At 40.5% G+C, this 20,809-nt stretch carries 29 protein-coding genes and 7 pseudogenes; 13 read left to right on the plus strand and 23 right to left on the minus strand.

The window, feature by feature from the left end:
• Positions 1–107 precede the first annotated feature (107 nt).
• The 9 genes and pseudogenes from UYI_RS0109255 to UYI_RS0109290 form a co-directional block, all read right to left on the minus strand.
• On the minus strand, positions 108–725 hold the full coding sequence (locus UYI_RS0109255) for a Uma2 family endonuclease (protein ID WP_016866385.1): 618 nt from the start codon (positions 723–725) through the stop codon (positions 108–110).
• Positions 726–839: 114 nt separating this feature from the next.
• A complete protein-coding gene (locus UYI_RS0109260) occupies positions 840–1,328 on the minus strand; it encodes a hypothetical protein (protein WP_016866386.1) in 489 nt (162 codons plus the stop codon).
• 147 nt (positions 1,329–1,475) lie between these two features.
• Complete coding sequence (locus tag UYI_RS39595) at positions 1,476–1,607, minus strand: hypothetical protein (protein ID WP_268742142.1); 132 nt, start codon at positions 1,605–1,607, stop codon at positions 1,476–1,478.
• A 142-nt stretch (positions 1,608–1,749) separates the two neighbouring features.
• Positions 1,750–2,253 (minus strand): annotated as a pseudogene (locus UYI_RS37605) (hypothetical protein); the annotation flags it as partial.
• Between the two features lie 182 nt (positions 2,254–2,435).
• Entirely contained in the window at positions 2,436–3,044 is a 609-nt protein-coding gene (locus UYI_RS0109270) for an ABC transporter ATP-binding protein (RefSeq protein ID WP_016866388.1), read from the minus strand.
• Entirely contained in the window at positions 3,037–3,714 is a 678-nt protein-coding gene (locus UYI_RS39990; protein WP_190806391.1) for an oligopeptide/dipeptide ABC transporter ATP-binding protein, read from the minus strand. Before UYI_RS39990 ends, UYI_RS0109270 begins: the two co-directional genes overlap by 8 nt.
• 28 nt (positions 3,715–3,742) lie before the next feature.
• Positions 3,743–4,285 carry an ABC transporter permease gene (locus UYI_RS32295; RefSeq protein ID WP_016866390.1) on the minus strand — a complete coding sequence of 181 codons (543 nt, stop codon included), beginning with the start codon at positions 4,283–4,285 and terminating at the stop codon, positions 3,743–3,745.
• Positions 4,282–5,070, minus strand: a complete 789-nt coding sequence (locus UYI_RS32300) for an ABC transporter permease (RefSeq protein WP_016866391.1) — start codon at positions 5,068–5,070, stop codon at positions 4,282–4,284. Before UYI_RS32300 ends, UYI_RS32295 begins: the two co-directional genes overlap by 4 nt.
• A gap of 8 nt (positions 5,071–5,078) precedes the next feature.
• The gene (locus UYI_RS0109290; protein WP_016866392.1) at positions 5,079–5,651 is read right to left on the minus strand and encodes an ABC transporter substrate-binding protein; all 573 of its coding nucleotides are present in this window, start codon (positions 5,649–5,651) and stop codon (positions 5,079–5,081) included.
• 456 nt (positions 5,652–6,107) lie between these two features.
• Between UYI_RS0109290 and UYI_RS35695 the strand changes: the two are divergent.
• From UYI_RS35695 to UYI_RS0109305, 3 genes and pseudogenes are all read left to right on the plus strand, one after another.
• Positions 6,108–6,293 (plus strand): annotated as a pseudogene (locus tag UYI_RS35695) (helix-turn-helix transcriptional regulator); the annotation flags it as partial.
• 51 nt (positions 6,294–6,344) lie between these two features.
• Positions 6,345–6,569 carry a hypothetical protein gene (locus UYI_RS0109300; RefSeq protein WP_016866394.1) on the plus strand — a complete coding sequence of 75 codons (225 nt, stop codon included), beginning with the start codon at positions 6,345–6,347 and terminating at the stop codon, positions 6,567–6,569.
• Positions 6,538–6,819: a type II toxin-antitoxin system RelE family toxin gene (locus UYI_RS0109305; protein ID WP_016866395.1), complete on the plus strand. Its 282-nt coding sequence runs from the start codon at positions 6,538–6,540 to the stop codon at positions 6,817–6,819. Before UYI_RS0109300 ends, UYI_RS0109305 begins: the two co-directional genes overlap by 32 nt.
• 200 nt (positions 6,820–7,019) lie before the next feature.
• On the opposite strand, the gene UYI_RS38850 is transcribed toward UYI_RS0109305, so the two are convergent.
• From UYI_RS38850 to UYI_RS0109320, 3 genes and pseudogenes are all read right to left on the minus strand, one after another.
• Positions 7,020–7,481, minus strand: coding sequence for a glycosyltransferase (locus tag UYI_RS38850; RefSeq protein WP_326930415.1), 462 nt, complete (start codon positions 7,479–7,481; stop codon positions 7,020–7,022).
• Positions 7,433–8,059: a glycosyltransferase family protein gene (locus tag UYI_RS38855; RefSeq protein ID WP_026085843.1), complete on the minus strand. Its 627-nt coding sequence runs from the start codon at positions 8,057–8,059 to the stop codon at positions 7,433–7,435. Before UYI_RS38855 ends, UYI_RS38850 begins: the two co-directional genes overlap by 49 nt.
• 2 nt (positions 8,060–8,061) lie before the next feature.
• Positions 8,062–9,069, minus strand: a pseudogene (locus UYI_RS0109320) (TonB-dependent receptor); the annotation flags it as partial.
• On the opposite strand from UYI_RS0109320, the pseudogene UYI_RS0109325 reads away from it, so the two are divergent.
• From UYI_RS0109325 to UYI_RS35705, 3 genes and pseudogenes are all read left to right on the plus strand, one after another.
• Positions 9,069–10,472, plus strand: a pseudogene (locus UYI_RS0109325) (ABC transporter ATP-binding protein); the annotation flags it as partial. The pseudogenes UYI_RS0109320 and UYI_RS0109325 sit on opposite strands and share 1 nt — an antisense overlap.
• A 105-nt stretch (positions 10,473–10,577) precedes the next feature.
• Positions 10,578–10,931, plus strand: coding sequence for a Fur family transcriptional regulator (locus UYI_RS38860; protein WP_016866398.1), 354 nt, complete (start codon positions 10,578–10,580; stop codon positions 10,929–10,931).
• 41 nt (positions 10,932–10,972) lie between these two features.
• Positions 10,973–11,194: pseudogene (locus UYI_RS35705) on the plus strand (hypothetical protein); the annotation flags it as partial.
• A gap of 440 nt (positions 11,195–11,634) precedes the next feature.
• Here UYI_RS35705 and UYI_RS0109345 read toward each other — a convergent pair.
• From UYI_RS0109345 to UYI_RS32315, 4 genes are all read right to left on the minus strand, one after another.
• Entirely contained in the window at positions 11,635–12,708 is a 1,074-nt protein-coding gene (locus tag UYI_RS0109345; protein WP_180977241.1) for a hypothetical protein, read from the minus strand.
• Positions 12,681–13,094, minus strand: a complete 414-nt coding sequence (locus tag UYI_RS32310; protein ID WP_146007617.1) for a hypothetical protein — start codon at positions 13,092–13,094, stop codon at positions 12,681–12,683. Before UYI_RS32310 ends, UYI_RS0109345 begins: the two co-directional genes overlap by 28 nt.
• A 117-nt stretch (positions 13,095–13,211) precedes the next feature.
• Positions 13,212–13,337: a hypothetical protein gene (locus UYI_RS39610; RefSeq protein WP_258003609.1), complete on the minus strand. Its 126-nt coding sequence runs from the start codon at positions 13,335–13,337 to the stop codon at positions 13,212–13,214.
• A complete protein-coding gene (locus UYI_RS32315; protein ID WP_071588822.1) occupies positions 13,334–13,504 on the minus strand; it encodes a ribbon-helix-helix domain-containing protein in 171 nt (56 codons plus the stop codon). The genes UYI_RS39610 and UYI_RS32315 overlap by 4 nt, the downstream gene beginning before the upstream one ends.
• 277 nt (positions 13,505–13,781) lie before the next feature.
• Between UYI_RS32315 and UYI_RS34690 the strand changes: the two genes are divergently transcribed.
• The 3 genes from UYI_RS34690 (at position 13,782) to UYI_RS0109370 (ending at position 14,648) form a co-directional block, all read left to right on the plus strand.
• On the plus strand, positions 13,782–13,907 hold the full coding sequence (locus tag UYI_RS34690; protein ID WP_016866404.1) for a helicase-related protein: 126 nt from the start codon (positions 13,782–13,784) through the stop codon (positions 13,905–13,907).
• An 89-nt stretch (positions 13,908–13,996) separates the two neighbouring features.
• Positions 13,997–14,476, plus strand: coding sequence for a PIN domain-containing protein (locus UYI_RS0109365; RefSeq protein WP_016866405.1), 480 nt, complete (start codon positions 13,997–13,999; stop codon positions 14,474–14,476).
• Positions 14,457–14,648 (plus strand): hypothetical protein, encoded by a 192-nt coding sequence (locus UYI_RS0109370; RefSeq protein ID WP_016866406.1) that lies wholly within the window; start codon positions 14,457–14,459, stop codon positions 14,646–14,648. Before UYI_RS0109365 ends, UYI_RS0109370 begins: the two co-directional genes overlap by 20 nt.
• A gap of 7 nt (positions 14,649–14,655) precedes the next feature.
• Here the strand turns inward: UYI_RS0109370 and UYI_RS36700 are convergent, their stop codons facing one another.
• From UYI_RS36700 to UYI_RS0109400, 5 genes are all read right to left on the minus strand, one after another.
• Entirely contained in the window at positions 14,656–14,802 is a 147-nt protein-coding gene (locus UYI_RS36700; protein ID WP_157226321.1) for a hypothetical protein, read from the minus strand.
• A 327-nt stretch (positions 14,803–15,129) separates the two neighbouring features.
• Positions 15,130–16,029 (minus strand): VMAP-C domain-containing protein, encoded by a 900-nt coding sequence (locus UYI_RS38265; RefSeq protein WP_016866408.1) that lies wholly within the window; start codon positions 16,027–16,029, stop codon positions 15,130–15,132.
• Complete coding sequence (locus tag UYI_RS38270; protein WP_016866409.1) at positions 16,005–16,220, minus strand: hypothetical protein; 216 nt, start codon at positions 16,218–16,220, stop codon at positions 16,005–16,007. The genes UYI_RS38265 and UYI_RS38270 overlap by 25 nt, the downstream gene beginning before the upstream one ends.
• Positions 16,221–16,620: 400 nt before the next feature.
• Complete coding sequence (locus UYI_RS0109390) at positions 16,621–16,857, minus strand: hypothetical protein (protein WP_016866410.1); 237 nt, start codon at positions 16,855–16,857, stop codon at positions 16,621–16,623.
• 970 nt (positions 16,858–17,827) lie between these two features.
• Complete coding sequence (locus UYI_RS0109400; RefSeq protein WP_016866412.1) at positions 17,828–18,103, minus strand: hypothetical protein; 276 nt, start codon at positions 18,101–18,103, stop codon at positions 17,828–17,830.
• A 15-nt stretch (positions 18,104–18,118) separates the two neighbouring features.
• On the opposite strand from UYI_RS0109400, the pseudogene UYI_RS34695 reads away from it, so the two are divergent.
• From UYI_RS34695 to UYI_RS32330, 3 genes and pseudogenes are all read left to right on the plus strand, one after another.
• Positions 18,119–18,220 (plus strand): annotated as a pseudogene (locus UYI_RS34695) (DnaJ domain-containing protein); the annotation flags it as partial.
• A gap of 786 nt (positions 18,221–19,006) precedes the next feature.
• A pseudogene (locus tag UYI_RS40175) lies at positions 19,007–19,174 on the plus strand (dodecin family protein); the annotation flags it as partial.
• A gap of 79 nt (positions 19,175–19,253) precedes the next feature.
• Complete coding sequence (locus tag UYI_RS32330) at positions 19,254–19,559, plus strand: hypothetical protein (protein WP_016866414.1); 306 nt, start codon at positions 19,254–19,256, stop codon at positions 19,557–19,559.
• A 48-nt stretch (positions 19,560–19,607) separates the two neighbouring features.
• On the opposite strand, the gene UYI_RS0109415 is transcribed toward UYI_RS32330, so the two are convergent.
• Positions 19,608–19,976 carry a hypothetical protein gene (locus tag UYI_RS0109415; RefSeq protein ID WP_016866415.1) on the minus strand — a complete coding sequence of 123 codons (369 nt, stop codon included), beginning with the start codon at positions 19,974–19,976 and terminating at the stop codon, positions 19,608–19,610.
• Complete coding sequence (locus UYI_RS0109420) at positions 19,973–20,305, minus strand: DUF5674 family protein (protein ID WP_026085844.1); 333 nt, start codon at positions 20,303–20,305, stop codon at positions 19,973–19,975. The genes UYI_RS0109415 and UYI_RS0109420 overlap by 4 nt, the downstream gene beginning before the upstream one ends.
• 185 nt (positions 20,306–20,490) lie before the next feature.
• Between UYI_RS0109420 and UYI_RS0109430 the strand changes: the two genes are divergently transcribed.
• Positions 20,491–20,809 (plus strand): hypothetical protein (locus UYI_RS0109430; RefSeq protein WP_200860549.1); only part of this gene is annotated, 319 nt, incomplete at its 3' end.

Consider the following 20,809-nt stretch of genomic DNA (forward strand, 5'->3'; position numbering starts at 1 on the left):
AAAAACAGGCAGACCAGCAGGAAAGGTATAAAAAGTATAAATTTTATATACCGTTAAAACTATATAAACTGTATCTTAAGACAAAACTTAGATATTGAATTAAATACTTATTGACCAGCATTAAAAACTTGTTCCGCCGTCAACTTTAACTCAGGGAAAGTAGGAGATAAAATTTTATCGCTACCCCGAAACTGGCTGACTTGATATTCCCCATCAATTAGTTGATAGACTGAGAAAGTGGGTTGTTTAGGATTACCGATAAACTTCCTAGCTCCCAATGCTGCATAGTCAACAATCCAATATTCGGGGATGCCCATTTCTTCATAATCGGCAAGTTTTAGATAGTAGTCATCACGCCAATTGGTGCTGACAACCTCAATCACTAAAGGAATTGATGTACCCTTAGTCACAGTAGAAGATTTTTCCCAAAGGGGTTCGTCAGCCAAAGCAGCGTCATTTAGTATTAATACATCTGGAAAATAACCTGATTCTCTTTCTGGTGGTTTTACTATTGCTTGATTAGGAATAAAGTAGGGGAGATTTAACCGTCTAAACTCTAAAGTTAATTCAGCAGCCGAAAATCCTTTTATCCTCTCATGTTTCCCAGTAGGCTGTGCCATTTCGACAATTTCCCCATTGTGCAGTTCGTAGCGTACCCCAGAGTTTTCGGGATACCACACAATAAATTCGTCAAAGGTAACTATTTTTGATAAGGCTTGCGTCATAACAATTGATTACTGTGGGTTGTGTTTTTATTCTATAAGCGCGGCTTCGTCCTCCGTTTCTTCCTCCCCTGACAGCAACGTTATCCTTATGAGCATACTTTTTCTAGATTTTGATCAAGGAAGCACATCAGGGAAATACCAATCATAGGCAGGAGCGCCCGAATTGATTTTCTGTTCAAGCTTAGACAGTTGTTGAGCCAAAATCGGAACACGTGGGCGGTAAAGTTCCTGGGCTTTTCGCAGATGTTCCAACCCTTCTTGCTTGTATGCAGGGTTACGCTTTCGATTCCACAACCTTAATTTGTACTCTGCCATTAACGTGTGAGCCTCAGCCGAATTGGGATCTCTTTCTAAAACCAATTTGTAAATCGCTTCTGCCTCCGGATCATCAAGTTGATTGTACCGTTTGAGGTGTGCTATCTCCAGTAACCTATACTCAACTAGTTTGCGCTCCCTTGGGTTGCGTGTTGTTTTAAAAGTTTGTATTAATTGTTCTTCCGAAGCCTTGCGTTTCTGGGGAGCTTCAATCACCCAGCCTGTGACCAACCCACCGATACAAGCGCCAAGGAGAAATTTACGAATCCAAGAATGAATCAGATACATTTTTAAGTGTCACTAACTGGTACAAACCGTTCTGTTTGACTTGCGTAATCCTTGGGCGTAATTTTTACTCTCGCGGATACTCACAGGCACTTCAGTCAGGGGTATTGCAACGATTCGTGAAAAATTCCGCCATTTGGACTGAAATGCCTAATACAAGTGCTTTTCAGCAGTAAAGTCAGCTGTGTCAAACTCTGAGCGAGAGAAACATTCTTTGCCTAAAACGGAAGCTGGCATTAGTTCGTAGAGGTGCTTCAAAGCGTTGATTTGCTTGAATAGCACTTATTAAACATTGCCTAAATTGGCTCAAACTAGGCAAAGATGATTCATAGCTAATAAAGTCTATATAGGGCTTGCTGAAAAGCTTTACGGTTAAAGGTTTCAAGCGAAATGGCGGAATTTTTTACGGATCGTTGCAATACCCCAACCCCATTTTGTTGGTGAGGGTCTGTTCCCAAAGTTGAAACCCAGAAGTAAAAGAGTTTTTGAGGATTGATTCGACTCTTTGATATCTAACTTGGTGAATTTGACCAGTGAATTTGTCCCAAGCATCTTTTAGGTGCAGAATGAATTTTTCCACAATATCTGCGGTCTTTCCATCTTCACTTCCTGACACGGTGTAGGTGCAGTAGATTCTGAGAAACTTGTTTTTGCGAGTACCATTTTTGGTCAGTTCCCTAATTCTCAGTCTTTGTGACCTCATCAGTAGCATCAATTCATCCCTAGAACATCCATTTTCTATGGCTTTTAGTTCCTGTTGGCGATCAAAATCTTCAGTGAAAGAACCGAGATGGAGGGTAAGTGTTTCTCCATAGGGGATTTCTTTAAGTCCAGCTTCTATTCCCTCGAAAATGGGCGCAATTTGTTCTTCTGGTAAAGAGGGGTGAATACCTTGACAGTCAAAACAGAATTTAATTAGCAGTCCATCACTACTTTAATCTTCTTTGACCGTGTATTACATGAGCAAGAATTCTCGTTGTCTCCATGGTAGTCTTACGATGTAATACAATGTTTGTATTTACTCTTTTTTGGTTGAGGCACTTGTAATTTATAGTATCAATACCTCTTCGTGTGTGGGCAGGCTTCGTTCTCTACTGACATTTGCCAATGCTATTTGCTTGCTGAATGCAAGTCAATCACGCGATCGCATAAACGCTTAAGCAGCCAGAAGTCATGACTGATAACCAAAATGCCTATTTCAGCTTTGCGGGCGTAATCGATGACTCCTCTCCAAATCAAAGCTTGAGTATTAGCATCTAGCATCGTTGTCATCTCGTCAGCTATCAAGTAGCGAGTATGTCTTCCTAATGAACGAGCAACAGCCACTCGCTGGAGTTCGCCTCCGCTCAACTCATGAGGCCAGCGATTCAGCCAGTTCTGATTAATATTTAAAGCTTGGAGTAATTCTCCAGAAGGCATTTGCCCTTCTTTTAAAATTTTGTTAATTCGCCAACGAGGATTCATAGCCAACTCAGGATTCTGAAAAATCATTTGCACTGGACAATAACCCTGCATCGGTAAAGGCTGATCATTTACACTGACAGAACCTTCTACAGGTTGGAGATAACCAGCTAGAATTTTACCCAGAGTTGTTTTTCCTAAACCGCTAGTTCCACTCAAACCCACAATTTCGCCGGGATTTACTTCTATGCTGAAATCATGCAGAATCCAAGGCTTATTTGCTCCATAGCGAAAACAGAGATGTTCGCCTCTAAGCATGTATGCACCTCACTAAACCATTGCAGACTTCTCGTAGCGGTGGACGATGGGTGAAACAGTCTGTAGTTGCAATTGGACATCGTTCGGCAAACAAACAACCAAGGGGAAGGGAATCAGGATTTGGTTGTGTCCCCGACACAGGAATAAATTCATTCTGCGGCAAAGAACGCCAGAGTGCTTGAGTATAAGGATGACGTAATGCTTTTCCTCCATGAGTAAAATCAGTTTTAGCAGCTATCTCCACAGTTGTGCCTGCATAAAAAACAGCGACTTTATCTGCTATTTGTAATGCGGCTTCTAGTTCGTGGGTAATTAACAATACACCTTTACCCTCGTCAGCAAGTTCGCGGAGATGATTGAGGGTTTCCACTACCACCTCTGGATGCAAACCTGGAGTTGGTTCATCAGCAATGACTAAATTAGCTTGTCCAATCACAGCCATCGCTACTAAAACTCGCCTAGCCATTCCACCTGAAAGCTGAAACGGAAACAGCTGCTTAACTGAGGGGGCCAGTTTGTAGCGCGCAAAAATTTGGTCAACAATCTGTTGAGCTGCATTTGTTGATAATCCCCTTAGACGTGCAGTTCGGACAACTTGTTTGCCCACAGTCATCAAGGGATAAAGATAACTGACTGATTGCGGAATTAATACTATCTCTTTTCCCCGCAATTCGGCTTGACGCTTTTGAGTGAGATACTCATTTTTGTAGGTTAGCCCGTAAAAGACGAGCTAAACCCATCCAGTGGGTGACACTGATGGCAATTAACAAGCCTGGAACACCGCCACCAACTGCAAATGCAATCAGGATAATTAGCACAAGCTGAGGTAAACTCAAGAACACATCAATTACCCATGTGATCACTGCGTCAACCTTACTATTCATCGTTGCTGATAGAGTTCCCAAGACTAAGCCGATCGCTGCACTACAAATGGCTGTCAACAAACCCACCCACAAGCTCAAACTTAAGCCGTGGAGTGTACGTGCAAACATGTCTCTGCCTAACCAATCAGTACCAAAAGGATGAGCCAGTGAAGGAGGTTGGTTGCGAGTTTGTAAGGCAATTTCTAAACCTTCTGTACCAACTAACTGCGCACCTAGTAACAGAGTGCTAAAAATTACAAAACATAAAAGGGCGATCGGCAGGGTGCGGCTACGGCGATTACCCAGATATACCAAGCCTTTGGGCTTAGTGGGAGGATGATTTGGTAAAGTGGGGATGGCGATCGCAGGCTTTGTCATGCAGATTTTCCAAAACGGATACGGGGATCGATAATCTGGTAGCTGAGGTCGGCTAAAGTGTTACCTATAAAGACAAAGGTGGCGCTAAAGAAAACAATACCTAGTAGCAAAGGAACATCGCTTCGCAGTGCAGCCTGTACGGTAGCTTCGCCCAAACCAGGATAGTAAAACACCTTTTCAGCTAGTACAGAACCACCAAACAGTTCGCCCAAACTGGCAAATTGCAAGGTAATCGCTGGTAAAGCAACGTTACGCAAACCGTGATGTAGAACTACCCCAGTAGTAGTTTCACCTTGGGCATAGGCAAATAAAGCATAGTTGCTATGCAGAATTTCAATCAGTTTTTCACGGGTGTGGAGGGCGATATTAGCAACACCAATCAGACTCAGGGTTAGGGCAGGCAGTAATAAATGATGGAGCTTTTGCCATAATGTCACATCAGCCGCTAAAATACCGGGCGGTGTTGCACAGCATATCGGGGTAACTTGCAGCGTCACCGAAAAAATAATTAACAATAGTAAGGCAATCCAAAAAGCGGGAGCTGATGCCAAAGTATAAGCATACAGCCGAATTGCCCGATCTACAAAAGACCCTTCCTTGGCTCCTGCTACAATACCCAGCAATACACCGAACGCACCTGAAAATAACCACGCCATTCCCATCAGTGCCAATGATGCCTCAAAACGTTCGGCTATCACCTCAGATACCATTTGGTTATAGGTCATGGAAGTCCCTAAATTCCGTTGCAGTAGTTGTCCTAGCCAAAGAAAAAAGCGTGTGGTCATGGGTTGATCTAATCCCCATCACCAGGATTCCATTGCACTAAACGATAGGGACCAGAACCAATGGGATTGCGGAAGTAGTTTTTGTTATGGGCGTGTTTTGGTACAATTCCCAAGCTGGCTATTTGATTGATAAAAGTAATCTGAGGCTGCTTGAGGTGTAACTCAACTTCGTAATTACCCTTGACAACCGCTTTGTCTAACACAGACAAATCTACCAATCCGCCACTCTCTTTAGTTTGGTTGAATGTATAGGCAACATCTGCTGCCGTGAGGGGTTGACCATCCGAGAAGCGGACATCTTGACGGATTTTGAATCTCCAGATTTTTCTATCACTACTAATGGTGTACCTTTGGGCAAGGTCGTTAACCAGTTCTAGATTTTCGTTATGGCGCAGCAGCGTACTTTGAAAAAGCGGTGGCCCGTAATAATTCCAACCCATAGTTGGGTCGAACCCGCGATCGTCGAAATCTTCCCATGAGAAAGCCAGCACGATTTCATCTTTGAATTCATTGCCGACTTTAGCAGCAGGTGGACTTGGGGAAACGTGGTTACAAGCAGCTAATAATTGTACTGACAGCATTACCCATAACCAATTAGAGATATGAATTTTGGATATATTTAAAATCACGATATTTTTATAGTTCAAAACTCCAAAAATCTTGTAGATAAATCTTTAGTTACAACATCTTTCCAAACACTGCACAACAGAATGTCATATACAGCCTATTGCAAGTAAGTGCTATCACTTATGTATGACAATGATTATCGTATAGTTTCTGTGGGGGAAATATGAAAAAAAAATAAAGTTAAAGGCTATTGGCAGAAAATAAAGCTGTGTCCGGGTTTAGAGTTGGTGATTGAGAATTTTTGTTTAGGCGATCGCATGATTCATCTTGTGATTTAGCAACGCCAGATTATTAAAGAACATTTGGTTTTCTGGCATGAAATTAATGCGATCGCCTATCTTACACCTTTACTCAAGATCATGCTGGGGCTGGGATATTCCTGTGTTAGAAGGTAATCAACTGTATTCGGTTATTTGACCCAAATACGGATGGAAAAAGCCGAGCAGTTTTCGCGCGGAAGTAATATGACCGTTGCGGAAGTTGCTAATTTGATCGGTTATAGCCATCTCGGTCATTTTGCCGCAGCATTTAAGAAAAAGTATGGCCTTACACCAAAAGAATGTTTGCTCGGTAAAAATTCCGTTTCGGGGCTGTGATAGTATTTAAGAAAATATTAGATATTTTACTTAGAAACCAGAGGATAAACTGTGGAAGTTTCAGAATTAAAAGCATTAATTAAAGAAACAATGCGGGAAGTATTGCAAGAAGAAAGACTACGGTTATGCCAAATTCTCATCCCCTATATAGGTGATGATGAGCAACGCGAACTTGAAGTTGAGTTTGGTGTACCTGCCGATAGCGATGATGAAGAAGTAGTTGACTTGACTGATTGGGTAAAAAATGGCAATCAAATTTCGCAAAAGAGCGATTAAATTTTTAAATAAAGCAAATCCCGAAGATGTCGAAAATATTCGAGAACAAATAAATCAAATTGCCGTTGCTGTTGAGCAGCTAGGAATTATCCCATTCACGGAGTTAGACATCAAAAAGATGAAAGGTGATTGGGAGGGATTTTATCGATTGCGTGTTGGTAAAAACAGAATTATATTTACCATAGATATGGATTCACAAGACATTGAAATTTATGCAATTGGTGCAAGGGGAGATATTTATAAATCATAAAACCTATTCCGCAAATGAGTTAACAAGGTCAATGAGTTTTTGAATGGGGCTGACGGGGCAGATGAGTCGTCATGGCAGCATTCTCAATCTTTTGGTTCTATCTTAGAACAGGAAGTCAGATGTGGTGGAATCTCAAATCAAGCTGGCTGAGGATAGTCAAAATTAAAAATTAGCACAAATCAAACTAAAATTTAGTTCTTTTATTTTGTATTAGCTAAAATTTCTGAAATAAATTTTATAGACCGTCCAGAGCTTTCTATTTCCCGAAAATTATTACCCCATGTTGCCACTCGCTGTTGCAACAAAGAATCATTTTCTATTGTTTCAATTAAATTAGTTATTTGCTGAACAGATACATCTTGAATATTACCTACCAATCCTAATCCATGATATTGAATCCTTTTGGCATTTTCAGGTTGGTCAGCACAAATAGGAAATACAATCATTGGTGTTCCTGAAAATATACATTCTTTAATAGTATGTATTCCTCCAGCTATGATAGCTAAACAAGCCTGTTCCAGGAGTGCCAACTGGGGAGCTTTGTTGACGATAATGACGTTATCAGGAATAGAGGTAAAATTTTCAATACTGAGATAATCACTAACTGATACAACTAATTGGTATTTATCTTTTTTGGATATAGCATCAATGACACTCTGAATAAATTATTTATATCGATACCAATCAACCAAGTAAATACTATTTTAATTTGTTGTTTCCAGTGCTGAACATAATATCTATATTCCAGAAAATCTTTTCTTTTTTTCTGTGTAGAATTAGCTAGTGGTAATGCCGTAAACATATCAGTTAAATAAATACTTGGAACTTGGCATTCATAAGCTATTAACGCCAGCAAAGTTGAGAACAGAGGTGAGGATGTACTAATCAAAAGTAAATCGGAACGAGTTTTTTTGAGTAAATTATGTACTTCTTGGTTATCTTCTGTCAGGAAAGAATTAATCATAGACTTAAAATATTTTATATACCTTGCTTGCTCCAGTAATAATTTAAATCCACTTACATTGAGGTGATTATTATCTACTTGTCTAATAAATCCTTTCGGGAACCATTTTTCGAGAATAGGTAGGAATGAAAAATCATGATTTTGAGCATTTTCTTCAGAATCTGGTATCCCTAAATAAAGTACATCATGACCAAGAGATTTCAGCGTTTTAGCCAGTTTCAAAGTTCCATAAAATTCGCCTTGTAATCGCCAAATGCAAAATACAATTTTTGCCATGACTAAAACTCCACTGCAACTGTACCCAATACCGTTAATGGTGCTGCGGGAAGAAGGCTAAAACCATCAACTTCGTAATATTTAACATCAAAAAGATTCTTGACGTTCAGACCAACTCTGTAATTACTGCGACGATAAAAAACAGATGCGTCAGTTCTTAGGTACGAGGGAACTGTGAATGTATTAGGTAAAGATACCTCCCGTTCTCCTGCATATACTAACCCCAAACCAAAACCTAACCCTTGCAAATTACCATTTTGAATTTCGTAAGTAGTCCACAAACTGGCACTATGTTCTGGTACGCCTGCTGTGCGATCGCCAATCAGATCCGGGTTGTTATCTTCAGTGACAGCAACATCTGTATAAGCATAAGTAGCGATAATCTTCCAACCTGGTAATATTTCTCCAGCAATATCTAGTTCAATACCACGGCTTCTTTGTTCACCCGTTTGGATGCTGAAATTAGTATCAACTGGATCAGGCGTCAGCACGTTCTTACGGGTTATTTGATAGAATGCCAAATTCGCTGACACACGATTGTCAAAAAAATCTTGTTTAATTCCTACCTCAAACTGTTCGCCGATTTCTGGCTTGAATTGTTCACCTGTGCGACTTCTACTAAAAATTTGAGGAACGAAGGCGTTAGTCCAATTGAAATAAACAGATGTAGATTGACTCGGCTGATAAACTATCCCAACTCGCGGCGAAAACCTGCTGTCAGTCTGCTCATTTACTACTGTATTAGTTGGACGGTCTTTGTAGAAAGAGTCAACTACATCAAAACGACCACCTGCTAAAATTTTGAGATTAGGTAAAATTTCTATTAAATCTTGGACATAAAAACCAATATTATCTCCACCTTGTTCACCAGCAAAACTGAGAGTGAATTCTCCTGGTCTAGCACCATAAACTGGGTTAAAAATATCAATAGGAGCTAAAGGAGCTTCAAAAATATCATAGCCGTATTTAAATCGGGCTAACTCTACGCCAAACAATACATTGTGACGTAAAGGAACGCTCTACAGGCACACTTTTGTCAATTTTAAACGATGATATCAATCAATTAGAAAGATTTCTCGATTCTGGTGCTGCGTCCATTCTGCAATTTATCACCACTGTTTTAGCTGTAGGCGGCTCGTTTCTTCTGATAGCTTCCAATGTGGCATGGCTGGCAATCCTGCCTACGCCCTTCATTTTCTGGGGTTCATTGGCATTCCAAAAACGACTCGCACCCCGTTATGCAGATGTACGCGACAAAGCTGGTTTTATCAATAGTCGTTTAGCTAATAATCTCTCAGGAATTGCCACAATTAAAAGTTTCACTGCCGAAACCTACGAAAGAGAACGTGTCCTGACTGAAAGTGAACCCTATCGCCGTAGTAACGAAACAGCGATCGCACTTTCTGCTGCGTTTTTTCCGGCAATTCGATTCGTGGTTGTCATAGGTTTCATCGCTACCCTGTTTTTCGGTGGTGTTGCAGTGGCAAATAATCAGTTAACAGTGGGAACCTATGGTTTCATGGTGTTCATTGTGCAGCAATTACTGTGGCCATTTGCCACCTTGAGTACACTCATGGATGAGTATCAACGGGCTATGGCTTCTATTCATAGAGTCATGGGGTTGCTGGATACTCCCATTACTATTCCCGCAGGCAATCATCCCTTGCCCTTTAAAGCAGTACGCGGTGAAGTGCAGATAGATAATATCACCTTTGCTTACAATGATCGCAACAATGTACTGAAAAACCTATCACTGCACATTCCAAGCGGAGCAAATATCGGTATTATCGGTGCAACGGGTTCTGGTAAAAGTACTCTTGTCAAACTGCTGTTACGCTTCTACGAAGTCCAAGGCGGACGTATTCTCATTGATGGTATCGATATTCGGGAATTACAACTTGGGGAACTGCGACGCTGCATCGGTTGGGTAAGTCAGGATGTGTTTTTATTTCACGGTACGGTGGCAGAAAATATTGCCTATGGTAGTTTTGATGCTAGTCACGATGAAATTATCCATGCTGCCAAACTAGCCCAGGCTCACAAATTTATTCTCCAACTACCCCAAGGATACGATACTATCGTTGGCGAACGGGGTCAGAAGCTTTCTGGTGGTCAACGACAACGAATTGCGCTCGCTCGTGCTATTCTCAAAGACGCACCAATTTTGATTTTGGATGAGGCGACCTCTGCGGTGGATAATGAAACGGAAGCGGCGATTCAAAAGTCGCTGGCTATGATTACTCAAAATCGTACAACTATAGCGATCGCTCATCGTCTTTCCACAATTCGCCACAGTCATTGTATTTATGTGATGGATGACGGTCAAATTGTTGAGCAGGGAAAGCACGAGGAGTTACTGGCGATGGATGGTATTTACGCCAGTCTGTGGCGCGTGCAGTCTGGGATTCATTAATATTTTACTTTTTACTATTTTGGATGATAACAGACTTGTCTTACACAAGTTTAGAGATCAGTTTTACTAGCACTGAAAGATTTTCTAAGCGGATACGCTGTGCTTATGGATAATTTAGATTCATTGAAAGCAAAATTAAATGCTCAAGGTTATCGATTCACCCCTCAACGCCAACTGATTTTTCAAGTTTTTCAAACTCTCCCAACAGGTCATCATTTGAGTGCCGAGTCACTACACTTGTTACTGGTTGAACGTGGAGAACGAATGAGTTTATCTACGGTTTATCGTAACCTCAAAATCATGACAAGGATAGGGATTCTTTATAGCCTTTTTGTCACCCCTTCAGGAGTAACCCATCAAATCCATTCAGCTACGTTAGAACTACCCGGACAGCGATCGCATTTCCCTTATGCCTCATACCGCAGTCAGTATGCATTTATTGGTGGAAGATGGCTTTGAGATTACGCGCTCCGTGTAGAATTCTCAAAATTTCAACTGTTTCATATACTTTTATTCTTTGGCATCAGCTTACAGGTGGCTTAAGGCGCAGGTAGGCAAACAAACCTTTGAACACTTTTACTGTAGACGCGCTAGCGGCTTCTCGTAGAGTAGCTTTAGAGGCATTTAGAACTGCTATATCTTATCGATTTTTCGATTGGTTGACCTTCAATCGTCACCTGTTTGCTGCCTATAAAGCCAGTTTGGGCTACATTTGGGCTTAATTTTTGTTTAAGTCCCGCTAATCTAACCTGGCTACTCCGTAATAAAATGCATTTAACTCCTAGTATTTACCCTTTCAATTAAAAAGCCAATTAACAAATTTCTGGGATTAAATCAACATTAGTTGATTATGTAAATCAGGAATTAATTTCATAGAGTTTACCATTTAAAAATATAAATAAAATAATAATAATGAGTTTTTGTACAACTAATACCAAACAAAAATTTTTATTAAAAATCTAATGATTACTAAAACACAAGTAAAATCTTAAAATATTTAACGCTAAACTGGCAAATAATAAATAGAGAAATAGTTCTGAACTTAACTGTCCCGAAAGTGATAACCATCACCCGGTTTAGCGTAGCTTTTGCGTTCGATAAAAGCTATCCCCGGCGATAACTTTTCAATTTTTTCTCGCAGTGCTTCCAAGCGTTGGTGCATCTACTCCCTGCGATCGCGTCCCAAAACGCCCATGTTGGTGATTTGCACCACTTTTAAATTTTCATACTGGGGAGTAACCTGCTCGACAACAAGAACATCTTCAACCCCTACTCCCAACTTTAGGGCAAGATACCGCACATCAAGCGTACCATCCAGGTAAATATTGTACTGCGCGGCGTTCGCTACATCTCGATGGCGAGTATCTTGCTGATGTAGCGAAAGTATTCCCCTATCAAAGTGTAATGCCCCACGCATGTATCCCCCCCAGACTTCCAAAAGTGGAATCAACCAATTAAGGGATACCGCTTCAAGAGCTTGTTTCACTTCGAGGGACGCAACCGAACGTAATAGTTTATTAATTTGCCTTGAAGCTGCACGCTCGCTTTTAGTACCTACACTCGTATCTATACTGTCCGCACTTTCGACTAAAAACCTCAAGTCGGGAGCAAGTTTGACCGTCAGTTGGTTAATAATATCCGCAATATCATCAGGCGGTTGTCCGAGGAGTTGACGAATAGCAGTATCATCATAGTCATAACGACCACAAGTTGGTAGTTGAATATCTGACGCTGCCCACAAGGAACCTTCCCCAAACTTCCCACCCCAAAAAAGAAACCTTAATCGCTCAAAAGTAGGCTGAAATCTGATAAACAACTCAGGTGCAGTAACGGCTAACTCACCAGCGTACTCATCCGGGTCAGCACATGATTTATCGAGTTGTCCCCACCACGCTACTTTTAAGGTATAACCCCAGCGAGTAACCAACTCATAAGTACGGCGGTACTGCCGCATCACGTTTTTATTTGCGATCGCACCCGCATCCGCCCATAAAATTAAGTCTTGAGTACTACCCAACCGTAATGAAGCCGCAGTAAGATAGCGCTTTAAGGTTTCAGGACTGCCTGCAAAGTTACCACCCGCCGCACCAATAGTTATTTGGTTTCTGAGTTGGGCAATAATCCAGGGCTTGAGGATACCTTCGGCAAGCCCTATATATTGTGCAAGAATTCTTGTGCTATCAATCTCTTCAACGGGACTACAAAAAGTCAACGGCATTTGATCACGCGACCACATATTTCTAAACTAGGACGCAGGTGTTTCTTAAATTGATAAACTTGCCCAACTTCAAAACCCCGGAAGGGATTACGAAAACCTCTACGTACTAACCCCAGTGCGTCTCGAATTGTATTTACTTCACCCCTTTCAATCACATTTATGACTTCATTGCGACGCTCGTCACAAATGAATTTGTACGCTGCGTCAATACTGCGGTTAAGTTCCTGCTCCAGTGCGATCGCAGCTTGCAACTTGTCAGCCTGCTTGAGTTGAGAAATATACTCAAAAACTTTTTTCCCTTTGTGATAACTACCAACACTCAGTTTGACCCTATTAGTAACCTCTTGTAAGACTGAGAATTTCTCTGATTCTTGAGAATTAGTTTCATTTAACGGAGTATTCAAATTTGAATACTTCGTCGAATCATCTCGCAATTGCTCATTCAACCGACGAGCATTCTCTCGCTGGCGTTCTTTTGCCTGGCAAAGTTAAGGGTTTTACCAATCTACAGAATATGCTCGTCAATTAGTACAAAATAAATTGCTAGGTAGTTGGGCAACTGCGATCGCATAGCGGCTCATGAAGGAGCATCGTTCAGCCAGTGGCAGTGATAGCAGAGTCAAAGGGTTTATTTCTGTAAAGTTCATTCGTTCTTTTCTTTTTGTTTACTTGCTCTGCGTTCAATCAGGGCTTTTTTGACTATTACAAGAATTAGCTGAGGTACAGACCTAAATTCAGATTCTGCCCACTGTTCCAACTCTTCATAGTCCTCTTGGTCGAATGTAACGGTAGTTCTAGGTTTCTTTGTAGGCATCCAAAGCATAAATTATCTACTTAGTAGACATTATGCGCTTACTTCCTACTTACCCTCCAAAAACATCACCTGATGAACTAGTTGATAATTGATGCACTTGATGTTATCCTATCACCATAATCGTAAAAGACAACAACTGCTAGCTCTGGCACTCCTTACCAATGGAGAGTATTTGTGCTGCCAATATTTCAGCAGTAGCTCAAAGCAGCATTTTTCAGACTTTTTAAGGAGAATTTTTGAATGATTGCAACATCGCCAGTGACTGTTCTACAGTTCCTTGAGGAGCGATCGCCGTCGAGAGATTATTCAAAAACTGCAAGCCGGACAAATCAAGGTGATTATTTCTACTTCTTCTTTGGAAGCTGGAATTGATTTACCTGAACTAGACAGCTATATCATTTGACTGTTGTAGCACTTTTGCCTAGCCGGAATGAGTGAATTTTGGATTTTACACGCAGATAGCTACTTCACAGTTTCCAGTCAAAATACAACATGACTAAAATTTATCTCGATGTTTGTTGTCTGAATCGAACTTTAGACAATTTAGAACAGTTTCGGATGCGGATGGAGGCTGAAGCAGTAACAGAAATTATTCAAAATTGCGAAGATGGTAAGTGGCTATTGATGAATAGCGATATTATTGAATTTGAGGTTAGTCTACATTCAGACTCATTTAAACAACAACAGGTCAAATCGATACTAAATTTAGCCAATATTTATATTCAATCAACTGAAAATATTGATTTGAGAGCAGAAGAGTTAATGAAGTTGAGTTTTAAATTTCACGATGCGTTACATTTGGCTTTTGCAGAAGCTGGAGATGCTGATGTATTTTTAACGACTGACGACCGACTGCTTCGGAAAGCAAAAAAATTTCAAAGTATTTTGAACATAGAAGTCGAAAACCCTACAATTTGGTTAATGAATGTTTTGCAAACAGAGGAAGAAAACAATGAAACTGAAGGAAATTAGGCAACAAGGATATCAAGCTCTTATTGATGCGTTAGGAGTAGCAGGAACGCTAAGGTTTTTACAGCAGTTAGAAGTAGGTTATGGTGATTATACTAAAGAACGTCATCAATGGCTCAATAAACTCACAATAGATGACTTTCGTAATTATGTTAAACAGAAAAAAGTTGAATAACAAGCACTCATCCTGATGAAATTAAATTGGCTATTGAAGATAATTGGCGATCGCCAGCCAGAAGTAGCTGACGTAAAAATGTTATATCTTCATCGGTTTGCTGCCCCTTTTCAACCCGATGCAGAATTTGCTGGAGGCGTTCAGAATGTGTCATTGAATACTTTTACGTGATTGGATTATGATGATGGCAAAACTACTTTATTATTGTACTGTTGTAGCATTTCGACCAACCTTAAATTAGTGAATTCTTGGTTTTACGCACACTTAGCGATCATTCCACAGTTTGCATATCACCCGTAATTGGGAGCAATTTACTGCACGGATACATGAGGCTGTGACAACAGAAGAATCGTTGAAAGGAAAACTAATTCGTGTGGTACGTCCAGTCACTTAAAAAGGTTTTGGTAGAAACGCGCTGAGACATTTGTTGGATTATTGGGTTGACTATAAAAAACCTAAGTTACTTTATACTTTTGACTTATTATTGTAAGTATTCCTTTAATATAGGTTTAAATTTTTTTAAATTTCTATGATAAAATGCTCTGATATAAGACGTTTCTATGTGTAAATCTTGTGATATTTGTTGCCAAGTTTGTCCTTCAAATCGTCGCAATAATATAGCTCGAAAATTGACTTCTGGTTTATTGTGAATACAGCTACTTGCAAATATTGCTTGAGGATCTTTTTCTATAAATTCTCTCAATTGATCAACAGTTGAAACATCAAGCAGGGCTAAATGAAAACCTAAATGTTCCTCCGTTTGAGCATCAGATTTTTCTCTAGTCTGTCTAACTGATTCACACAAATGACACAATGGTTTAAAAGTTAATATTTCATCTATTGCTGCCACCTGATCGAGATTAGGAATATCACATCTTGTCCAAATAGCGATTGGTGTTGTTGCCGTTAATATAGCTTTAAATAAATCCTTAGATTTTGCTTTAGGAAGAGCGCAAGTTACTTTGAGTCCGATTTTTTCTTTTAAACTACTTCTTAGCGACTTCCAATTAAAAGTTTCCATATCCTGAAGATGTTCAAATAGTTCTTGAATCGGTTCATTTTGTAAAACACTTTTAACCTTATCCCAATACTTGTACCAATCAGATAGATAAGAATCTAAATATTCCAGATTCAAACGTTCTAGCGATCGCAGTCGAATTGGATACTTAATCCCCAAAGTTATCTCCTCTATTATCGGATCAGAAATTTTCCAGCGATCTACCTCTGTACCAATTAAATCACTGGGTAAAAATACCTCAATAATTAGCTGATATTGTTTACCTCTAAGATGTCTAAGACCTGTCTTCAGAAATTTGTTGAGTTGTTTTGGTATGTCATTAAATTTACATAATGTTCCTAGTTGCTGTTCATCTTTATCCACTGGTTGTAAATGCGATCGCCTATATGTATCTCTTTCCCTTCGCCAATATTGACATTGTACTTACCCAGTTGTTGTACAACCTGGCGATCGCCATCCAAAAGTAGCTGACGTAGAATCGTTATGTCATCATCGGTTTGCTGTCCCTTCTCAACGCGATTCAGAATTTGCTTAAGGTGTTCAGGAGGTGTCATTTAATACGTTCGTGTGACTAGAGGATAGTGCAAAGCGGTTGTCTTGTTTAAATTTTGTAGCATTTCGCTCAACCTTAAAGGCTTTTATGATGAATTAGGTGCAGGTTAATCGTATGAGAATGCTTTTGATATGGAGTTGAGATAATCCTGAACTTGCTCACTAGTTAACGGCTGTAGACAGATTGCACCGTTAAGTTGCAATTTGGTTTCGTAGGCAGCATACTCTTCACTGCGGCTGCAAACGATCAGATAGAGCGGGAAATTTTCTCCCCTGAGTATTTTACCGCTTGCAGCAACAGTTTCTCTTTGCGGGGACGTTTGGCTTTTTGCTTCTCTTGCAGGACTAAACGCAATGCTTCTTTGATAGCTTCTGCATCCGCACCTTGGTAAATGCGATCGCTTATTTGTCGTTAGTTTTCTTTTGCGGTGGTTCTGACTGGTAATAATCATCACCAATCCTAAAGTTACTAGCTTGACCAAAAGTCATGCTTTTTTCTCCGTACTGCCGCACATTTTGAATTATACGAGCATCACCTTTCACACCAGAATCTTGACTAGATTCACCAGAGTTTCTATCACCCTGTATCTCATCTTCCGCACTCTGACGTTTAAATAAATACCCATCCTGCACACGCATGAAGATGACAGGGGTAGCAAAATCGCGCTTGCGATACTGCGTATCGAGTGCTACTGTACGTCGTCCATTTTGTGCTTGACTGCTAATCGTGGTTAAGATGTCAATACTAGTTTTGATTTAGATTTAGATTTATCGTTGACATTAGACTTGAAATTAATAATTTTTCTATACAAATTATTCAGATAGAGCGACGCACAGGTTAAATACGGAATAGCATTTAACCAATTAGATGAGAAATATCAAGTAGATGAAGTTGAACTTGAGCAAAGAATAAGCCTCCTTCGAGAAAGCGAACCAGCAGAGTTTGAAAGACTCTATCTAGCAATGGGGAAATTTTGGGAGGTTGAAGTAGTGAATCTCCAAGAAAGATTAATAGAACTAGGACTGATTTATTTGTAGAAAGAAAATTTGGTTAAATAATTTCATTGAACAGACTGTGTAATGCAAGCGACATCAACAGCTTAGTAACCAAACGGGTTTTGGAAAGCACCAATGACTTGATCCAAAATATTCAACAAGTTGAGTCGTGATATCTACTAAATAGATGCGCGAGTACTGAACCTTATTAGGATATCGGGATTTACATTGACAAGAACTTGTCAATCTGGCCAGATGTGTTATGAGCAATGACCAAATGGGAAGCATAAGAAAAGAAGCTAATGTCATGTTTTGGTCTGAAGCTAATCAACGTAATACATCACAATAGATTTTTAACCCATGTCTGACGATTCTAAGTGTAATTCTACTTTTAATATGGCTGCTACGAGCAAAGTTCATCACACACAATTACAGGATTTACCTAAAAGTGTGACAAATAGATTCAAGAAAGGTGGACTTCGATCTGGTGAACCTCCAAGAAGCAGTATTCAAGCCCAAGAAATGTTACTGGAGTTTAGACTAAGCCATGCAAAAAGACCCAGCAGGGCTGAGTTAATCAGAGACTTAGCAAAAGTATGAATAATCTTAGGTATTAAACAGCAACCGATGGTTTTTTCCGTGGTCGGGCTACGATTTTTTTAACAATAGGGCATCGGTTTTTACGGAGACGCTTTTTTCCTGGTTGCCAACCAGGAGACTTTCCGCGAGGTTTGGGTGCTCTTGTTGGAGTACCAATCACCGCAAAAACTCCACCCATAGCTTGAGCAACTCTTCCAGGGGTCAAATTACTCTGGGACTTCTGCCAAGGGAGAGGATTGTCAGTGACGATATCACGGGCTAACCACAATTCCCAAGTCATTAATGGCATAATTGCTACGATTCTATTGAGACTATAAAGTCTGCCTATCGCAAACTAGCGAGAAAATATCATCCTGATAATGGTGGTAATGAAGAAAAAATGGCAGAGCTTAACCGTGCATATGAACAAGCAAAACAGCTTCATGCGTGATGATTGCTAGTTTTCTCTAACAAAGCCTTTACCTTCCGCACCGTGTTATATACCACACACTCATGCATAGGCGATCGCTTCTTATAAAGCTACAACTCCCTCATGCCTTTTTAGCTTTGGGCATTGTCCAGCAAATACCAGAAGACAACACCACGCTTGCAACAGCAGCAATCAGAATAACTTGGATGGCATCAGTTAAATTAAAAGTCATTGTTGTTACCTCAATTTTTGATTTCTACTAATCTCTTCAAACTAGACAGGCAATTCTCCAGATATCTAATTGTGATTTAGGACACTCAACTATGTGATTTTGATCTAATCATTGTTAGAAATCTCTATGGTAGGGAGTGATCGCCCAGCCCTCTAAATTGCTTGTCAACTTCGTCACTTTATAGTATATTAGTACCAATAAGAGAAACCCCCACCTCACACGTGGGGTTTTATTTTTTGAGTTTTGAGTTTTCCTCAAAAATTTGGGAGCAACACAACCAAATAAACTGCCTTATGGTAGACGAAAAGCCAATTCTGCTTTGCACAAATTGAGAGTTAGAACAAACAACTCAGGAGCAGATTGACAAGATTAAAGCTATTGCCACTGCCACTGGGATTTAAAGTGTAACCGTGCAGGTCATTTCCTACCAACTCCACCCAACAAACACAAACAATGCTGCTGAGTGAGCGAATCACAAATTTACTAAAGGAGACTATTCATGTCAGTCGCTAAAGTAATCGAGATTGTAGCTTCTTCCGAAAAAAAATTTTGATGATGCAGTGCAACAGGGTTTGGCGGAAGCGGCGCTGACGTTGCGTGGCATTAGCGCTTTTGAGATCACTAACTGGACTGCTGATGTCGAGAACAATCAGGTTGTGCGCTACAAGGTGACAATGCACGTTGCTTTTAAGGTCGAACATCATACGACTACCCCCTGATGAGCTACTGTTTCATTCGCCAGTGCGATCGCACCCCAAAATATGGGAATCCTGGTAAAAGTTGTGTTCCCCTTCGGTCATGAAACTACTGAACTTCCTCAAACCCAAACCAGCCCAACCGACCATTGAAAGCTACGGGCAAACCATGAGCGGCGTTGAGCAGGAGCAGATTCAATCGGTGATGGAGTGGCTTGTCGCTAGTCTATTCGCTGTAGGCTACTTCGGTAAATCGCACATTGTCTGGTACAACAGCGATAACCCCAAGCTCAATCTAGAGCCGGTGATGAAGAAAGCCATGCGCCGGAGTAAACCTGTTTTCTTGTACTGCTGTGGTGGCAGGGTTCAGCCGCCGCCAAACGGGTATAAAAGCGCGAATGATGGGTGAACACCAGGAGATGCGAATTTATCAGTTAGAAGTCAAAGATGATTAACTTTAACAAGCTTCAGAGACTGATTCAGATAACAATCCCGACATATCCAAGACACGCTGCGACCACGAGGCAACTTCACCCTTGACCTGGCTTAAAGCTGCGGCGTCAGACCAAATTTTTTCCCAATTCAATTTCCATCTAGACAAAGTGCGCCCTAAATCCACTAACTCTGCGGCAGTGTCAATATCCATTTGGGGTGCAGTCCATTCGATAAAGTACTGACTTTCTCTAATGAGATTGACTGCAAAATCTGGGTGTGTCTGTTCATCCGAAAAAGATTTAATTCGAGCTAAGTTTGCAGCCAAGTGACCCAAGCGAGTAGGGATATCATCTTGTAGGAAGCGTTCTTGTTTTTTAGTCAAGTCAGTCATACGTTACCTAGCAACTCTTCGATAATTTGGCTAACAATTTCTCTAATCGTAGCGTCTAAAATTTCCATTGAACGGTTTTGGCGAGGGCGAATGTTGATTAGAGAATCATAGCTAATTTTTTGATTAATAGGCATAAAGTTTGCACCCCAGATATTTACTTGCCTGCTACCATCCTCAAGCAATACCTGTTCGCAGTCAAAATGCATTTCACCGCCCCCGGCAAGGATACGGCGTTCGATGTCAACTGCAAGCTTAATATAAAATTTATGCTCCTGGAGCATCTGTTCTATTTGTTCTGGGGTGGCACGATTGCGTATTATGATAATCAACGCTTTTACTTTTATTTTAATTAGAAAATAAGGGATTAATTTTCTCCATTTTTATGATTTTAAATCCTTTTTGAGTTAGAAATTTAAACACTTTTAGAAGATTCACTCTTAATTTAGAGTGGAAATTAATATTAATTTTCAAACCAGGCGATCGCACTTCAGTTCTGGGGGAAACTTCTAAAGCTATGCCGAAAATCCCAAGTGTGCGATCGCCCCAATTGGACACACAATATACTGGTATCATGCCAAAACTACTGATGTGCGATCGCTGCCAGTTCTACTCCCACGACTTCCACTTTGTCTGTGCTGTCCATGCCGGCGGGCCAGATGATGACACTTGCCTTGATTTCCGTCCTGACCCCGAATTAGAGGGTAAACAATTTGTAGATTTTTTAGGGATTGGGGAGGATGAACCCAACGGGGAGCAGTGGGAACCCCAAGGGGCGAGGTATGTTAATAATGAACTGGTTATAGAGCGTGTGACCTATAACGGTGAGGAAATTA

Origin of the sequence: Fischerella muscicola PCC 7414, assembly GCF_000317205.1 — a bacterium.
In the GTDB taxonomy this organism is placed as follows: domain Bacteria; phylum Cyanobacteriota; class Cyanobacteriia; order Cyanobacteriales; family Nostocaceae; genus Fischerella; species Fischerella muscicola.

Bases quoted from the DNA above. Each gene is read 5' to 3' on its own strand.
- UYI_RS32300 (WP_016866391.1), bottom strand. From the start codon at position 5,070: ATGACCACACGCTTTTTTCTTTGGCTAGGACAACTACTGCAACGGAAT.
- UYI_RS39610 (WP_258003609.1), bottom strand. From the start codon at position 13,337: ATGAACTTTACAGAAATAAACCCTTTGACTCTGCTATCACTGCCACTG.
- UYI_RS0109400 (WP_016866412.1), bottom strand. From the start codon at position 18,103: ATGCCATTAATGACTTGGGAATTGTGGTTAGCCCGTGATATCGTCACT.
- UYI_RS38860 (WP_016866398.1), top strand. From the start codon at position 10,578: ATGGATAATTTAGATTCATTGAAAGCAAAATTAAATGCTCAAGGTTAT.
- UYI_RS36700 (WP_157226321.1), bottom strand. From the start codon at position 14,802: ATGACACATTCTGAACGCCTCCAGCAAATTCTGCATCGGGTTGAAAAG.
- UYI_RS0109305 (WP_016866395.1), top strand. From the start codon at position 6,538: ATGGCAATCAAATTTCGCAAAAGAGCGATTAAATTTTTAAATAAAGCA.
- UYI_RS0109255 (WP_016866385.1), bottom strand. From the start codon at position 725: ATGACGCAAGCCTTATCAAAAATAGTTACCTTTGACGAATTTATTGTG.
- UYI_RS0109270 (WP_016866388.1), bottom strand. From the start codon at position 3,044: ATGCTTAGAGGCGAACATCTCTGTTTTCGCTATGGAGCAAATAAGCCT.
- UYI_RS38855 (WP_026085843.1), bottom strand. From the start codon at position 8,059: ATGGCAAAAATTGTATTTTGCATTTGGCGATTACAAGGCGAATTTTAT.
- UYI_RS0109390 (WP_016866410.1), bottom strand. From the start codon at position 16,857: ATGCGTGTGCAGGATGGGTATTTATTTAAACGTCAGAGTGCGGAAGAT.
- UYI_RS32315 (WP_071588822.1), bottom strand. From the start codon at position 13,504: ATGCCTACAAAGAAACCTAGAACTACCGTTACATTCGACCAAGAGGAC.
- UYI_RS38270 (WP_016866409.1), bottom strand. From the start codon at position 16,220: ATGACACCTCCTGAACACCTTAAGCAAATTCTGAATCGCGTTGAGAAG.
- UYI_RS0109365 (WP_016866405.1), top strand. From the start codon at position 13,997: ATGACTAAAATTTATCTCGATGTTTGTTGTCTGAATCGAACTTTAGAC.
- UYI_RS0109345 (WP_180977241.1), bottom strand. From the start codon at position 12,708: ATGTGGTCGCGTGATCAAATGCCGTTGACTTTTTGTAGTCCCGTTGAA.
- UYI_RS32330 (WP_016866414.1), top strand. From the start codon at position 19,254: ATGAAACTACTGAACTTCCTCAAACCCAAACCAGCCCAACCGACCATT.
- UYI_RS0109290 (WP_016866392.1), bottom strand. From the start codon at position 5,651: ATGCTGTCAGTACAATTATTAGCTGCTTGTAACCACGTTTCCCCAAGT.
- UYI_RS0109415 (WP_016866415.1), bottom strand. From the start codon at position 19,976: ATGACTGACTTGACTAAAAAACAAGAACGCTTCCTACAAGATGATATC.
- UYI_RS0109370 (WP_016866406.1), top strand. From the start codon at position 14,457: ATGAAACTGAAGGAAATTAGGCAACAAGGATATCAAGCTCTTATTGAT.
- UYI_RS0109260 (WP_016866386.1), bottom strand. From the start codon at position 1,328: ATGTATCTGATTCATTCTTGGATTCGTAAATTTCTCCTTGGCGCTTGT.
- UYI_RS32295 (WP_016866390.1), bottom strand. From the start codon at position 4,285: ATGACAAAGCCTGCGATCGCCATCCCCACTTTACCAAATCATCCTCCC.